Source organism: Chamaesiphon sp. VAR_48_metabat_403 (assembly GCF_031422475.1).
GTDB lineage: Bacteria > Cyanobacteriota > Cyanobacteriia > Cyanobacteriales > Chamaesiphonaceae > Chamaesiphon.
Window position 1 is genome coordinate 1 of record NZ_JANPLS010000371.1, and the last position, 14,246, is coordinate 14,246.

15 protein-coding genes and 1 pseudogene are annotated in these 14,246 nt (G+C 45.2%); 8 read left to right on the forward strand and 8 right to left on the reverse strand.

Translation table 11 applies throughout. From position 1 onward, the window contains the following. Window positions 1-434: 434 nt before the first annotated feature. The 3 genes from RMO79_RS17775 to RMO79_RS17785 all read right to left on the reverse strand — a co-directional run bounded on the left by RMO79_RS17775 (window position 435) and on the right by RMO79_RS17785 (window position 3,069). Window positions 435-1,310, reverse strand: a complete 876-nt coding sequence (locus RMO79_RS17775) for a PEP-CTERM sorting domain-containing protein (protein ID WP_310484579.1) — start codon at window positions 1,308-1,310, stop codon at window positions 435-437. A 471-nt stretch (window positions 1,311-1,781) separates the two neighbouring features. Continuing rightward, window positions 1,782-2,405 (reverse strand): ribonuclease D, encoded by a 624-nt coding sequence (locus RMO79_RS17780; RefSeq protein WP_310484580.1) that lies wholly within the window; start codon window positions 2,403-2,405, stop codon window positions 1,782-1,784. Between the two features lie 52 nt (window positions 2,406-2,457). Beyond that, a complete protein-coding gene (locus RMO79_RS17785) occupies window positions 2,458-3,069 on the reverse strand; it encodes a CAP domain-containing protein (RefSeq protein ID WP_310484581.1) in 612 nt (203 codons plus the stop codon). A gap of 243 nt (window positions 3,070-3,312) precedes the next feature. Between RMO79_RS17785 and RMO79_RS17790 the strand changes: the two genes are divergently transcribed. After that, window positions 3,313-4,002 carry a DUF3318 domain-containing protein gene (locus RMO79_RS17790; protein ID WP_310484582.1) on the forward strand — a complete coding sequence of 230 codons (690 nt, stop codon included), beginning with the start codon at window positions 3,313-3,315 and terminating at the stop codon, window positions 4,000-4,002. A gap of 103 nt (window positions 4,003-4,105) precedes the next feature. On the opposite strand, the gene RMO79_RS17795 is transcribed toward RMO79_RS17790, so the two are convergent. Then, window positions 4,106-4,654 (reverse strand): cob(I)yrinic acid a,c-diamide adenosyltransferase, encoded by a 549-nt coding sequence (locus RMO79_RS17795; RefSeq protein WP_310484592.1) that lies wholly within the window; start codon window positions 4,652-4,654, stop codon window positions 4,106-4,108. Between the two features lie 206 nt (window positions 4,655-4,860). Between RMO79_RS17795 and rph the strand changes: the two genes are divergently transcribed. Further along, window positions 4,861-5,583, forward strand: coding sequence for a ribonuclease PH (rph, locus tag RMO79_RS17800; RefSeq protein WP_310484583.1), 723 nt, complete (start codon window positions 4,861-4,863; stop codon window positions 5,581-5,583). Between the two features lie 284 nt (window positions 5,584-5,867). On the opposite strand, the gene galE is transcribed toward rph, so the two are convergent. Further along, window positions 5,868-6,884, reverse strand: coding sequence for a UDP-glucose 4-epimerase GalE (galE, locus tag RMO79_RS17805; protein ID WP_310484584.1), 1,017 nt, complete (start codon window positions 6,882-6,884; stop codon window positions 5,868-5,870). A gap of 301 nt (window positions 6,885-7,185) precedes the next feature. Further along, window positions 7,186-7,638, reverse strand: a complete 453-nt coding sequence (locus RMO79_RS17810) for a hypothetical protein (RefSeq protein ID WP_310484585.1) — start codon at window positions 7,636-7,638, stop codon at window positions 7,186-7,188. A 155-nt stretch (window positions 7,639-7,793) separates the two neighbouring features. Between RMO79_RS17810 and RMO79_RS17815 the strand changes: the two genes are divergently transcribed. The 3 genes from RMO79_RS17815 to RMO79_RS17825 all read left to right on the forward strand — a co-directional run bounded on the left by RMO79_RS17815 (window position 7,794) and on the right by RMO79_RS17825 (window position 9,498). Beyond that, a complete protein-coding gene (locus RMO79_RS17815; RefSeq protein ID WP_310484586.1) occupies window positions 7,794-7,925 on the forward strand; it encodes a hypothetical protein in 132 nt (43 codons plus the stop codon). Window positions 7,926-8,033: 108 nt separating this feature from the next. After that, window positions 8,034-8,669, forward strand: coding sequence for a phycobiliprotein lyase (locus RMO79_RS17820; protein WP_310484587.1), 636 nt, complete (start codon window positions 8,034-8,036; stop codon window positions 8,667-8,669). A 127-nt stretch (window positions 8,670-8,796) separates the two neighbouring features. Further along, window positions 8,797-9,498 carry a peptidylprolyl isomerase gene (locus RMO79_RS17825; protein ID WP_310484588.1) on the forward strand — a complete coding sequence of 234 codons (702 nt, stop codon included), beginning with the start codon at window positions 8,797-8,799 and terminating at the stop codon, window positions 9,496-9,498. A gap of 74 nt (window positions 9,499-9,572) precedes the next feature. On the opposite strand, the gene RMO79_RS17830 is transcribed toward RMO79_RS17825, so the two are convergent. Both RMO79_RS17830 and RMO79_RS17835 read right to left on the reverse strand, forming a co-directional pair. Further along, complete coding sequence (locus RMO79_RS17830; protein ID WP_310484593.1) at window positions 9,573-10,742, reverse strand: cysteine desulfurase family protein; 1,170 nt, start codon at window positions 10,740-10,742, stop codon at window positions 9,573-9,575. A 70-nt stretch (window positions 10,743-10,812) separates the two neighbouring features. Continuing rightward, a complete protein-coding gene (locus RMO79_RS17835) occupies window positions 10,813-11,193 on the reverse strand; it encodes a hypothetical protein (RefSeq protein ID WP_310484589.1) in 381 nt (126 codons plus the stop codon). 433 nt (window positions 11,194-11,626) lie between these two features. Between RMO79_RS17835 and RMO79_RS17840 the strand changes: the two genes are divergently transcribed. From RMO79_RS17840 to RMO79_RS17850, 3 genes and pseudogenes are all read left to right on the forward strand, one after another. Then, the gene (locus tag RMO79_RS17840; RefSeq protein WP_310484590.1) at window positions 11,627-13,048 is read left to right on the forward strand and encodes a phospholipase D-like domain-containing protein; all 1,422 of its coding nucleotides are present in this window, start codon (window positions 11,627-11,629) and stop codon (window positions 13,046-13,048) included. A 29-nt stretch (window positions 13,049-13,077) separates the two neighbouring features. Continuing rightward, complete coding sequence (locus RMO79_RS17845; RefSeq protein WP_310484591.1) at window positions 13,078-13,785, forward strand: HAD hydrolase-like protein; 708 nt, start codon at window positions 13,078-13,080, stop codon at window positions 13,783-13,785. A 150-nt stretch (window positions 13,786-13,935) separates the two neighbouring features. Further along, a pseudogene (locus tag RMO79_RS17850) lies at window positions 13,936-14,246 on the forward strand (hypothetical protein); the annotation flags it as partial.

Genomic DNA, 14,246 nt, shown 5'->3' on the forward strand with positions numbered 1-14,246 from the left:
GTAAGAAGTAAAAAGTGAATCTTTTTTCCGTAGGTTGGGTTAAAGAATGAAACCCAACATTGAAGAATCAATATCTGTGACATTTGAATCTGAGGAATCAATAGTCTGCTGACCACAAGCAATATCTTTTGACATTGGTACACACCTGAATATATTCAGATATTCTTTCGTATATCTCTCATCAAAAATCTGTATCCTGTTATACCTTCTGAGATGCGCTTACCCTGGACTTAACTACGATCCATTCATTTTCTTCTGCCTAGAGTGACAAACAAGGGATAACTACGAATTCATGTAATCTCGTCACCGTAAAGCTATTATTTATAAAATTAATAGATTGCTAATAAATCTTAAATCTCAAAACCCCCTAGCCGATGCTGGCAGGGGGTTTTAGACTTCAAAGGTGTGATAAGACAATTTTTAGGAGGTAGGAGTTAGCCAGCAACCGCTTTGAGTTTCTTTCTCATGCAGAATGATGCTGTACCACCGATTAATGTTCCAATAATTGTAAAAGGTTCTGGGACTGAGGTGGGTGCAGAGACAAAAGAGATTGCTAAGCTGCCATTGCCAGAACGGACAGGAACGTTAGATACTACGGTGTAGTTCGCAGCTAATTGAGTAGCATCATATCCCCCAGAACCCCCAGCACCAGTATTTGCCGAAAGACCGAAGCCGCCGTTACCACCAACAGTCAAGCTGAGGCTGCCGCTGCCGCCGCCGCCGCCGCGACTGCTGCTGCCGCCGCTGCCTCTGCCGCCGAAGTTGCCGCCACCGCCGCCGCCGAGGTCACCGCCGCCGCCGCCACCGCCGAAGCCGCCATCGCTGCCTCTGCCACCGCCGCTACCACCGAAGCCGCCGCCGCCGAAGCTACCACCACCGCCGCCGAAGACGCCGCCGTCGCCACCGTCGCCGCTGAAGCCACCGCCGCCGCCGCCGCCATCGGTGCTGAAGTCGCCGCCGATGCCGCCGCCGCCGCCAGCAATAATAAGAGGATTTGTGCCATTTACAACAAATGTGCCACCACCACCGCCGAAGCCACCCCCCAAACCACTATTAATGCTACTACCACCAACCAAAATACTTAAAACATTACCCGCAGTGAGGTTAAAGTTGGCTGTGAGTCGGCCACCTAGTCCGCCTGCCCCACTACCACCTCCTGCGCCAAACGCATCGATGGTATAGATTCCAGTAGTAGTGATATTGACGGTATCGATAACACCAGTAAAGTTGAAGGTACCCGAATTATTATTGCTATTGCCCAATGTAAAAGTTGCAGCTAATCCAGCGGTTGGCATAGATATCGCAGACATGACAGATAGCGAGATTGCACCCATTATCATCTGGACAGAGCTTTTTTTGATATAAGGCATAAATTATGCAGTCTTACTGTCGCAAGCTGCGAAATCGAGGTAATTAAGTTTGAGCACAAACATATTACAATATGCTGATGTAAAAATCAATACTTAATGATGAAGATTGCGATCTAGGTTAACAATCAGAGCAAGCGGATTTACAATCTGCCAACTGCGATTGTAGATCGCCAATGTCACTGTCGTTTGATACCACTTTTGGAGCATAATTTTAATACGTTGATTGCCTTTGTTAATCTCTGTAGTTATACTTTTAGCTCCTCATAACAATTGAATTTTTATTCATTTTAGTTTTCCTAGAGTGACAGAAGAGGGATATAAGCTGTTCGACATTTAAACCACTCTATTTATACGCCAGACTTATTTCAGTAAGGGATTCAGTCAAAAAAATAGATGTGGAACAGCCTAGTTTTAATGGTGAGAGAAAATATCCTCATATTGCAATATATCTAGCGCAACCAACGTCGGCAAAACCTTAAAACAATCCTGCGCTAGTTCCCAGCGATCTTCGCGTTGTAATTTAGCAGTCAACTTCTGGCGCATACTAATTAGATACCGGACATCATTAGCAGCATAGCGGAGTTGTTCGTCCGAGAGATTTTCGGCATCGCCCCAATCGGAACATTGAGCGGATTTATCGAGTTCGACACCTTCGAGTTGGGACACTAATTCCTTTAAACCGTGGCGGGATGAGTAGGTGCGGATTAGTTTACTGGCAATTTTAGTGCAAAATATGGGTTGAGTTTCGATGCCCAAACGGTGGCGCAGTTGCGCGACATCGAATCTAGCGAAGTGAAAAACTTTAGTGACATTGGTAGATGTCATCACCTGTTGAAGATTTGGAGCGGTGGTTTGTCCTTTGGCAATCCGAATTACCGTCAGGGCACCAGGTGAAAATAGTTGGACTAAGCACAGCCTATCGCGATGATAGTTCAATCCCATTGTCTCAGTATCGACAGAGATCGATTCTGCCTGAAGATATTTGGCAGTTAAAGCATCGTCTAGATCTCGATCGCAAATTTGAAAGTCTTCCATATTGAGAGCTGGTGAGATAGCACGATCTATATCATAGGATATCGACTAGTTACTAGTCAGCATCTTTGACATACCAAGCTTTCCGAATGAAAATTTGGGTAAAGTAATATTCACCCTTGGCATTTTGGACGACACCAATACCAGTCAGATCGAATGGCCCGGTCATATTTTGTTGGTGTCCGGGACTTTCGATCCAACCTTGAATAGCAACTAACTCTGGTTGCCCGTAGCCCATATTGTAGGCAACATTCTCAGCGGCTTTTCGGTACACGATCGTTTGCGAGATCGAATCCGCCCGCTCGTGAAAACCATCGTGGGTCATGTGTCGATCTCTGGCCATTTTTTCGCTGTGCGCTCTCGCCTGAGCCGAAATAGCCGGATCGATCTCCAATGGCGGTAAATTGCGAGACTGGCGATATTTATTGACTAGCTTATAAGTGTCCAATTCTAAACGGGTTAGCACGGGATTAACTGTAGATTGAGGATTGTTGTAGGCACGTTTTGTCGGCGCAGCAGTTCCTGAAGTTGGATTTTCTTGCCCAGTAGCAGCACTAATTGACCGATCGGTGGGTATACTAATGCTAGTATCGGCGCGGGCTGTTGTCGCTGTTATCCCCAAGACGGTAGCGACTGCACAGAAAGTGCCCAAAAAACCATATTTCATCTGAATTTACTCAACTTGTGTGGATCTTGACAATGCAATGTCTGGATTCAGCCACAGGCAACATTGCTGTAGATCGCTCGGCAATGTTGCCTGTGGTTAAACCCAAGATGACATCAAAATTAACAATCCACTGCGATCGATCTCACTCATATTTAAAGATGTAATCGTAAAAACGGATCGACTTCGATCGTCCTGCTTGGGAATTCGCTAAAATAGTAACTAAGATCGCTTGAGACTATCACTATGACATCTTATTCTGCTGCCTCTGCTCGTGCTGAAATGAGTGAATTGCGTCGGCTTAAAAGTTTGCTACCACCCGAATTACAAAGCTGGGTAACGGTCGAAACTACCGTTGAAGTCAATCCGCCGTTGGTTCGGAGTGAAGAATTAGGCAAAGATCAAGTCGAAATCCAGATCGATCTAGTTAAGTGGGAACGTCTGGCTCTCGATCAACGCAATCTATTATTCTGGCACGAAGTCGCCCGCGTCCAAAATGACACGATCTCACGCGATGGCTGGGAAATGGCTGCGCTGGCGATCGGTTTAGGTGGTGCTGTCGGCGAGTTATGGGTACAAGATGGTCTATTATTAATCTTGGCATTGGGACTGTGTGGCGTATCGGGCTATCGGCTTTATTCGCGCAATAATAGCGACCGACATCTTAAAGAAGCCATCGATGCCGATGAAAAAGCAATCGCCCTTGCCACCCGCTTTGGATATACGCTTCCCAATGCTTATAAGAGTCTGGGCAGTGCCTTAAAAACGCTTACCGACGATACCCCCAAAAAGAGCAAACGCAAGCACTATGAGTCCCGCCTAGATGCACTCAAACGCAGTGCTACTAAAGCCAAAGATAAAGTCGATCGCGGACGCACCTCTACCCGCTCCCGCGCGCTAGCCGACGATCGTGAAAATCGCGAAAGTTATCGATAAACAAGCGAAAATATTTGAGGCAATTTCGATCGTCTCAAAAAGCCCGACTCCTTCCAGCAAGAATCGGGCTTTTAAACATATATGATTAGTGGAAGATCTCAATTTATGCCGCCAATTCTACCAAAGCTGGATGTGGATTAGTACCTGTGAGAATGAGCTGGATATCTTGAGGGAGCTTGGTGAGAAAATCGATCGCTGCTTCGATACTAATTAAACCCAACTCGATCGCTAGACTCAGATCGTCCAAAATCACTAAGGAATATTCACTGGCAATAGTATCATCGATCGGAGAAGGTCTGGCGACATTGCGAACGTGTTTCCATAACTGCTCGAAATTATGTAATTCTAGATCGTTTAAATCGGAGATCGAAATATTCCGAATTAAATTACACCGAATCCAATCTAGATTTTGAGCCAGATTGACAATGCGATCGTGTCCTTGCCAAATTCCACCCTTGAGCAATTGGACGATTAAAACTCGTTGTCCTTTGCTGGCAAGCTTGAGTGCATCGGCGACTATTTCAGTACAAAATCGATCGGCAGGTGTATCGACAATCTCGATTTGTTTGTGAAGTAGTGCAGAATAAGTCTGAAGTGAAGTGTTACGATCGAGCGCAGGATTTTCTGGATGACTATTTAGTTGTGCAATCATATTCAACGTAAAATGAGCCGCATTTCATTCAAAAGGTCTGCCCTTACAGGCGATTCCTGTCCGCTCGGCAGTCTATAGTAGACAATATATAGTGTTTCGTTCCGTGCGTTCATCCAGTGAAACACTAAATATGCGATCGGTCAAGTAGTACTTATCTAGCTGGCGGATCGGGCTGGTTTCCGATCTTCATCCTCACCAAATTCTAAATGCAACGCCAAGACCGCCAACCGAATGAATTGCGTCAAGTCAGCTTCCACAGCGACTTTACCAAATTTGCCACTAGTTCTGTATTGACCCGCTGCGGCGATACTCAGGTTTTATGTACCGTCACGATAACAGATGGCGTACCCAAATTTTTAGCGGGAACGGGAACTGGCTGGCTGACTGCCGAATACCGGATGCTACCGGGTGCGACACCCAAACGGCACGATCGCGAACTGATGAAATTATCAGGACGTACGCAAGAAATTCAAAGACTCATCGGACGGAGTTTGCGATCGACCCTCGATTTTGCCATCCTGGGAGAGAAAACAATCCTTGTCGATGCAGATGTCCTCCAAGCAGATGCAGGCACCCGCACGACGGCAATAACTGGCGGATATGTAGCATTGTCGCAAGCCATCCATCGGCTGATCGAGCGTGGAGAATTGAGTCGATCTCCGCTCGTCCGTCAAGTTGCAGCGGTATCGGTGGGGTTAGTTGCTGGCAGCGCGTTTTTAGATTTGGACTATCCAGAAGATGTCGCGGCTGATGTCGATTTTAATGTCGTGATGACCGACAATCGGGAATTAATTGAAGTCCAAGGGACGGCAGAATCAGGGAGTTTTAGCCGCCAGCACCTGAATGAATTGCTGGATCTCGCCGATACTGGAATTCAGGAATTAATGGCGATTCAAAATGCTGAAATTGCGGCTACCAACCTTGGGTAGAGTTCCCAAGGAATCTAACAACTCACATTTTGCACCAGTACATAATTAACGCCAGTTTCTCCTTATGCAGAGGCTCCGCCAACGGGATAAGGATCTCACTCAAAGGTTACTAGCTTCGTTTGGGCACCACCTGGGGATGAATCCCCAGGCTAATAGCCAAAGTCCACTGAAGTGGACTGAAGAATTTGACAGTCCACTTCAGTGGACTTGAGCCACTAGCTAGCCCGCACTTTAGTCGCGGGCGGGTGATGAACGTAGCAAATATTCTCAACCAGAAACTTGGGTTACGTAACTAGTTCTTTAAGATGTAGTTCGCTACCAGACGACTTTTTTTCCCAGGCTAAAGACGTGCGGACGATAGTATCGAGATCGTTATACTGCGGTTGCCAGCCTAGCGTTTGGGTAATGCGTTCGGCAGCGGCAATCACGCAAGCGGGGTCGCCAGCGCGACGTTCGGCTTCGATGACGGTAAAATCTACGCCAGAAATCTCTTTGACTTTTTCGATGACTTGGCGGACGCTGTAACCTTGTCCGTAGCCACAATTAAGAATCTGACTCAAAGCTCGATCTCCATCGAGATAAATCAGTGCATCTACATGCGCGCGCGCGAGATCGTCAACATGAATATAGTCGCGAATGCCCGTACCATCGGGAGTATCAAAATCAGTACCAAAGATACTCACATTGTCTCGTCTACCTAAAGCGGCATCGCAAGCTACTTTAATTAGGTGAGTGGCTTTCTTGCCAGATTGTCCTAAGTTACCGCTAATTTCGGCTCCAGCTACATTAAAATATCGGAGAATGACATATTTAAAATCGGTGTTCGCGATCGCATAGTCTCTAATCAGCCGCTCGCTCATCAATTTAGAACTACCGTAGGGATTGAGCGGTTCTGGGATCGTCGCTTCGGTAATCGGGTTGACAGTTGGCTGTCCATATACTGCCGCCGTACTCGAAAAAATAAATTTGTTTACCCCAAAACGTTCGCAACAGTGGAGCAAATTGAGGGTGTTAGCTGTATTGTTGCTGTAATAAGCCAGCGGCTTAACGACCGACTCTGGGACGGAAATACTGGCAGCAAAGTGTAAAACTGCCTCAAAATTGTGTTCGGCAAAGACTCGCTCTAGCTGTTGTCGATCGGCTAAGTCGCCCAAAACTAGCTTACCAGAGGTTATCGCACTGGTAGTACCTGTTGAAAGATTGTCGTAGATGATGATTTCGTAGCCAGCTCGACCCAATTGGGAGATCGTGTGAGAACCGATATAACCAGCACCACCAGTAACTAAAATTTGTTTATTCATCGAAGCTTCAATTGTATATAACAGATTACAAATTTGCGGTAATACTAACCCAAATATTTAGTGCATTATCCGCTGCAATTGAGTTGTGCGTCTTAGTGCTACTGAGTATAACTTGGGCTGGCAATCTGTTTAGACATCTAGACAAGATTAATACACCTATTTATTTTATACCAGTGAACCTCCGTGGATGACAAGAGCTAGTTTTAAACGAGTGGCAACAATGCGGCCTTGGCAAACCACAAATTTTGGCAGCTATCACCAATTTTGGGCAAATGGCACGAGATCCGATTCAGCAGCACAACTACTTCCATCGCTTGGCTAATAACTGTTCTTCCAATGCCGCAATCCGGTTGTAAGCAGCAGTCAATTGAGCGGTGAGTCGCTGAATTTGAACTTGAGGTGATAAATCTTGTTCTTTAATCTGGTGATGACCGATCTCGACACCGCTACTATCGATCAAAACATCCTGTTGGGCAATTACCGATTCATCACCGCGATCGTAGTTGGAACTGCCAAAGTAATCTCCATATCCATAGCGACGATAGCTAGATGCTGGTGAAGCAATCCGCTGCGATTCGCTATTTACGAGTGCGGGATTTTCGCGATTGAGCGGATGTCTAATCGAGGTTTCTTCCCCACCAACTGTCTGGGTATCGAGCGTCTCAAAGACGTGCTGATTCAATCGATCGATAATTTGATAGACTCGATCGACTTTCCGGGTCAATATACTAATCTGTTGTTGGATTGATTCCATCTTTTACCTTATGATAACCTCCACCGATTTTAGGTACTAAATCGAGATTTGTTGACTTATTGCTGAATTATTTAACTTTTGATAAGTATTACAATCTTAATTATTAATTAATTATGGAACTAGATTTAAACTATCGCTAGTAAATATCGATTATTATGTCACTAATTTTAATTAACTTCAATCGAGATAACGACCGTACTCAAAAATCGATCGGCGATTTGGAGGCAAATCGAATCGTTAAATCTTCGTTAGCACATTACCGCAAGCGCAATTTGCATAACGAGTAGATCCGACCGATCTGTGATAACTTTGCTAAAATAATAATTCCGATCGATCGTTAACGGAGCTGCGCCACCTGAGAATCGCAGGTCAATATTGAAATAATTGCTAAAAAAATGCTAGAAATTCAAGACTTTTTTTCAGCTTGTATCGGTAATTGGAAAACCGAGCGAACGTATCATTATCCACGCCATAACGAGGTGGAACGCTCTTACACTGAATTTAACGTAGCTGGATTAGAATCTGTGGAAAAAGATCGAATTTCTTCAGCTTTTCTACCAGTCGGCTGTATGGCTGCATCGGTAGATGTCGATCGATTTCCGGGATTTAGAATCGGCTTCAACACGGTTTCAGAGAAGGGAGAGCGAGTAGCAATGAATCTCAAGGCTCTATTTGTACCCGATCGAGCTATTAGTTTACCCGATCTATTACAGATCGATCCACTCGCACCAGCTTTACCGCTAGTTGCCGAAATCCCCGATAGTCCCGAACTAGTGCGGGGTCTATATCTGCGAGATGAAGGGTATTCTGAATCTGGGGCGATTACGGGTCGATTTACTTATCAACCCACGCGGCAAACGCTAGAATTAGTTACATACTATAGTCGATCGGTAGCGGTCGATCGGCTGCAACTGATAAATACCCACTCGCGACTACGAACGATCGTTACCTATCGCCGTCCCGAACCTGGGGCGGTGCCAACAGAAATCGATTTAGTCGGGTTTGGATTAGAACAGAAAGCGGAGGGATAGGGGAATAAGGAGTAGTAGTAGGTTGGGTAGAGCAAGGCGAAACCCAACAGCCTCAGCCTCAGATCCATATACAGCTAGAGTTTCCAAAATCCAAAATGGTATTATCTACTGCTGATTGCGAACTACCATGACTGAATTCGAGCAGATTGGAAACTTCCAAATACCACCAGCGGAACTGGTATCCCTATTAAAAAGATATCAACTGCTACCAGGGATAGTCCGCGAATTAAAGATCGATCGGGCGATTGTCGATATTGAATATAGCGATGACGATCGAATACTAGCTCTCAAACAATTCTACGATCGCGAACGATTGACAACAGAAGAGCGGCTCCAACATTGGCTCGATTTTCACTACTTAGATCGGCAACAATTAGCCGACATTACGATCCGTCAGTTTAAAATTGAAAAATTCAAGCAAACAAATTGGGGCGATCGAATTAACGCCCATTTTCTCAAACGCAAAGGACAATTAGATCGCGTCGTCTATTCGTTAATTCGGAATAAGGATCTGGGCATCGCCCAAGAAATCTATTTTAGATCGATCGCTGGCGAACAAACTTTTGCCCAGCTTGCTACTGAGTATTCTCAAGGTGCTGAGGCTCAAACTGGCGGAAAGATCGGCCCTGTCGAGATTAGCGTACCGCATCCCGCGATCTCGCAAGCAATTTCAACTCAACCATTAGGACAGGTTTGCCCGCCGATGCACCTAGAAGAATGGTACGTTATCGTGCGTCCCGAAAAAATTATTCCCGCCCAACTAGACGAATCAATGCGCCAACGCCTGCTCGATGAATTATTCCAGATTTGGCTGCAAGAGGGGAGTTAGGAGCGGGGAGCGGGGAGTGTGGGGGGTGTAACTTGGAACTGTGTTCCAATGCCTATTCACTATTCACTATCCCCTTATACACAAGCTAATTGAGGAATTTGGCGGGCGATAATTTGCTTTAATACCATTGCCGTCCAGTCGATATCGGCGACGGTGGTGGCTTTGCCGAGTGTGATGCGAATTCCGCGTACTGCTTCGGTTTGGGTATATCCCATCGCCAATAGAATCGGGCTGGGATTAAGTTTGCCACTGGTACAAGCGGCTCCAGAACTGATGCCGATGCCAGCGAGATTGAGTTGACGGACGATCGTTTTACCAGTAATATTTGCCATGCTATGACAATCGGGGAGTTGCAGACAAAAACTGAGGTGATGAGGGAGACGATGCAAGCGATCCCCGGTCGGGATTAAAATCGGACATCCCGATAAAAGATCGAATAAGCGATCGCGCAAATTAATTAGTCTATTATTTTCGGCAGCTAATTCTTCGCTGGCTAGCTCTGCTGCTACGCCAAATCCGGCGATTTGGGGTACTGATTGAGTACCAGATCGCCAGCCCATTTCTTGGCCGCCACCAGCCAGGAGAGGCACTAGTTCTAAGCCCGGACGGATATAGAGCGCGCCCGTACCTTGGGGGCCATATAGCTTGTGACTGGAGATCGAGAGTAGATCGATCCCCAGTGCGCGAACATCGATTTCCACTCTACCAGCAGCTTGGACGGCATCGGTATGAAAGTAAACTCGATACTGTTGGCAAATAGCGGCTAATTCGGCGATCGGTTGAATGGTGCCGACTTCACTTTGACCATAAATTATCGATACCAGAACGGTATTCGGACGAATTGCCGCAGCGAGATCTTGGGGATCGATTCGCCCTGCGAGATCGACTGGCAATCTAGTTACTTGCCACCCTCTACTTTCTAACCACCGTGCTGGTGCGTCGATCGATGAATGTTCGACACTAGAAATGACCAAATGTTGCGGGGTTGCATATAAATTTGTCACCCCCATTATCGCCTGATTATTAGCTTCAGTTCCTCCAGATGTAAAAGCGATCGCGTCCGGATTAGCATTAATTAATGCTGCTACTTGAAATCTCGCTTGTTCGATCGCCGTAGAAGCGCGTTCGCCCCATTGGTGGATGCTCGAAGGGTTGCCCCATTCTGAAGTGAGAACTCTGTGTACCGTCGCGATCGCTTCAGCGCGCATTGGTGTAGTTGCGCTATAATCTAGATAAATCTGCATGGCTGGAATTGCTAATAATTGTTCGGGCGATTTTGGGGGCAAATTTTACGATCTAGATGCTTGAAGCCATCTAGCTACCTGGCTTACAGATATTATAATCTTCATGCGACAACACTTCTTTCGGTTGAAGAATACCATCTTGCTCGAAACACAACATCCGATAATTGCGAGTCACGGGAATGCTAATGACTAATCGGTTGTGGCGCAGCCTTTTACCACCAAATTCTCGATAGTTTCGGCGATCTTGTAACCCAATAATAATATTTCTTGCTTTTAAAACTACATGCGATGGTAAGCTTTTGAGATCGATCGGATCGAATGCAAAGCTATCATGCCATGTTCGTTTTTTCTCTTTCTTTTCATTGACATCTACCTCTTCTTGGAGGCAGCGATGACAAATTTGCCCGTAACCTTTATGACCGCATTGAAACATTTTTCTGCGTCTGCTCATGATATATACCTCGATGTCTAATGTAGTTGGTAAAAATGGTAAGTAAGCAGTTACTAGTTATCTGCATGGAAATTTAAACAATGGTATCGATCTCACGTTTGGTAAAACCAATTAAGATCGAAATACGATTCTATGCTAGCAAACATTATCGTCATGTCTGCCATTAGCTTGGTTGCTACAAATGGAGCAACCACAACGAACGCTGTTAGTCGGCTCAGATGAGCGCAACTAGCACAGCCAGATGCAAGACGCTCCAATCTCTAAGTTTAGAGGTGGATTTGCACTCTGTCAGCGATCGTCAACAATGGTTGAGTAATAAATGATACAATGAATTTAAGTGTCTCTGCGATCGAGGCAGCTTGCCATCATTGCTAAATTAATAGTACCTAGCTATTAAGTCATCATTTATCATTCATAATTTTTGAGTTTCCTCTTGAAATTTCGACGATTTAGCCAGATTTCTGGCAAGTTTCACTCCTCTCTCTTATTTAGTTTAGCTCTTGGAAGCATCGGTGTTATCTTTTTTTGTGGATATTGGTGGTTCTTTCGATCGAGATCGACAATTCCCGCCCAACTGCCACCACTGCCCCAAGATGAATCGATCCATGTCTATTTCAACCACGATCGGTCGGCAAATTTTACCGAATCTTATCGTCAAAAAACTAGACTGGGTGTAGATTTAGCAGCTAAGTTAATTGCTGCGATCGATTCATCACAATCGAGTATTGACATTGCAGTACAAGAGTTTCAATTACCAAATATCGCCCAAGCTCTGGCGGTAAAATCTCAAGCGGGAATCAAAATTAGGGTAATTTTAGAACACAATTATAGCCGTCCGCTCAGTGAGTTGACAACTGCCGATGTAGAGGGTTTGACAACTAGGGAACGAGATCGTTATCGGGAGTTTCAGAAATTAGTAGATATCGATGGAAATGGTACGCTCTCGCCTGCGGAGATTAGCCAACGCGACGCGCTAGTTATCCTGCGGAATGCCAAAATTCCGATCCTCGACGATACTGCTGATAGTTCGCGCGGGAGTGGATTAATGCACCATAAATTTATGGTGGTAGATGGGCATCAAACCATCGTCACTTCGGCAAATTGGACGATGAGCGATATCTATGGCGATTTGAGTCGCCCAGACAGTGAGGGCAATCAGAATAATCTGGTGCAGATCGAAAGTAATCAACTAGCCACCGCATTTACAACCGAGTTTAACCTGATGTGGGGCGATGGCACCGCAGGCAATCAAATTAGCCAGTTTAAGGCACGCAAACCAGCACGTTTACCATTTGAAGTATTTGTAGGTAAAACGCGCGTCCTGGTGCAATTTTCGCCCACTTCCAAGCAACAGGCGTGGGATGATAGTGCTAATGGCTCGATCGGGAAGTTACTCAGTACCAGCCAACAACAAGTCGATTTTGCATTATTTGTCTTTTCCGAGCCAGGATTGGGCACTATTCTCCAAACCCAATCGCAGCGTGGTGTCAAGGTACGCGGGCTGATCGATCGACAGTTTGCCTATCGCGAGTATAGTTCGGGTTTGACACTAATGGGTGTGCCTGAAGGTAATGTTTGTGCGGCGACGAGTAATTCTCAGCCGTTGGCGACAATTGGCGTACCAACTTTGCCGACTGGCGATTTACTCCACCACAAATTTGCGATAATCGATCGACAGACTGTGATTACAGGTTCGCATAATTGGTCGAATGCCGCCAATTATAGTAATGATGAAACTTTACTCGTCATCCAAAATAATCCTACCGTCGCCGCACATTTCGATCGCGAATTTGACAGGCTCTATACTGGCGTAGCTTTAGGCATTCCTGCACGGCTCAAAAATAAACGGTGTTAGATTAGTTGACAGTTGACAGATAAAAATCAATGCACCTAATTATGTTCGATTTAGATGGTACTTTGGTCGATAGCAATGCGATCGATTCCCAGTGCTATTTACAAGCCCTAGTAGATGTGTTTGGCTTCGATCTCGATAAGATCGATCGTAATTGGGGCAATTATCCGCATATTACCGATGCCGGGATTTTACAAACTCTATGCCAAACAGAATTAGGGCGCAATCCGACACCTGGAGAACTTGGCGATTATCAACAGCGATTTTTAGAACTATTAATAATTGCAGTCAGCCACAAACCCTTACAATCGATCGCTGGAGCTAGCGAGATTTTAGATAGACTGAATGCAGATCCCGATTATGCGATTCTCTTTCAGAGAGGCTCCGCCAACGCGATTGCTACTGGTGCGTGGAAACAAACGGCACAGTTTAAACTTCAACAAGTAAGATTAGATAACATCGTCATTCCGATGGCTTGCTCTGACGATGCGCGTGCGCGTGTCGATATTATGCAGTGTGCTTACGATCGCACATTGGTATTCTATCGACAATCTCAATTTCAAACCGTAACGTACATCGGTGATGGGGTGTGGGATGGAATTGCATCAAAACAGTTAAATTATCATTTCATCGGCATCGTTACAGGCGAACGAGTTGCCGATTTAATTGCTACTGGAGCCAAGTGTGTTTTTCCTAACTATCAAAATTTAGTTGAAATTATGTCTGAGATTATTGAATAAATATATTCTGGTAATTAATTTGATTCGATCGTTATATCTCGACTATAGCTAGAATGTGAGTAGTAGGGGCAATTCATGAATTGCCCCTACTACTCACATTCTAGAGGTAAGCACAATCTTATCAATGATTTTTGAGCTACATTAAAAACCATGCTTTTATCCCAAATTCCGATTGAGATCGATCCAGTCATTCGCTTTATTGCCGAAGATCTCGGTCGGATTGCCTGGAATAGCTTTTTGGCATTAGTGCCGCTAACATTAAGTTTTTTTCTGTTTAACAAGCCAAAGTCGTCGATCTTTTGTTGGAGTACTTATCTATTATTGGGGATGAGTTTTGTTGTCGGCATTAAAAAGTATAACAATGGCAATTTACTCGAAGCACTCGAACGCATTATCATGTCTCTATGGGGCGTGAGAATATTTTTTATTGCAATCTCGATCGGCTTAATTATTATTTTAGC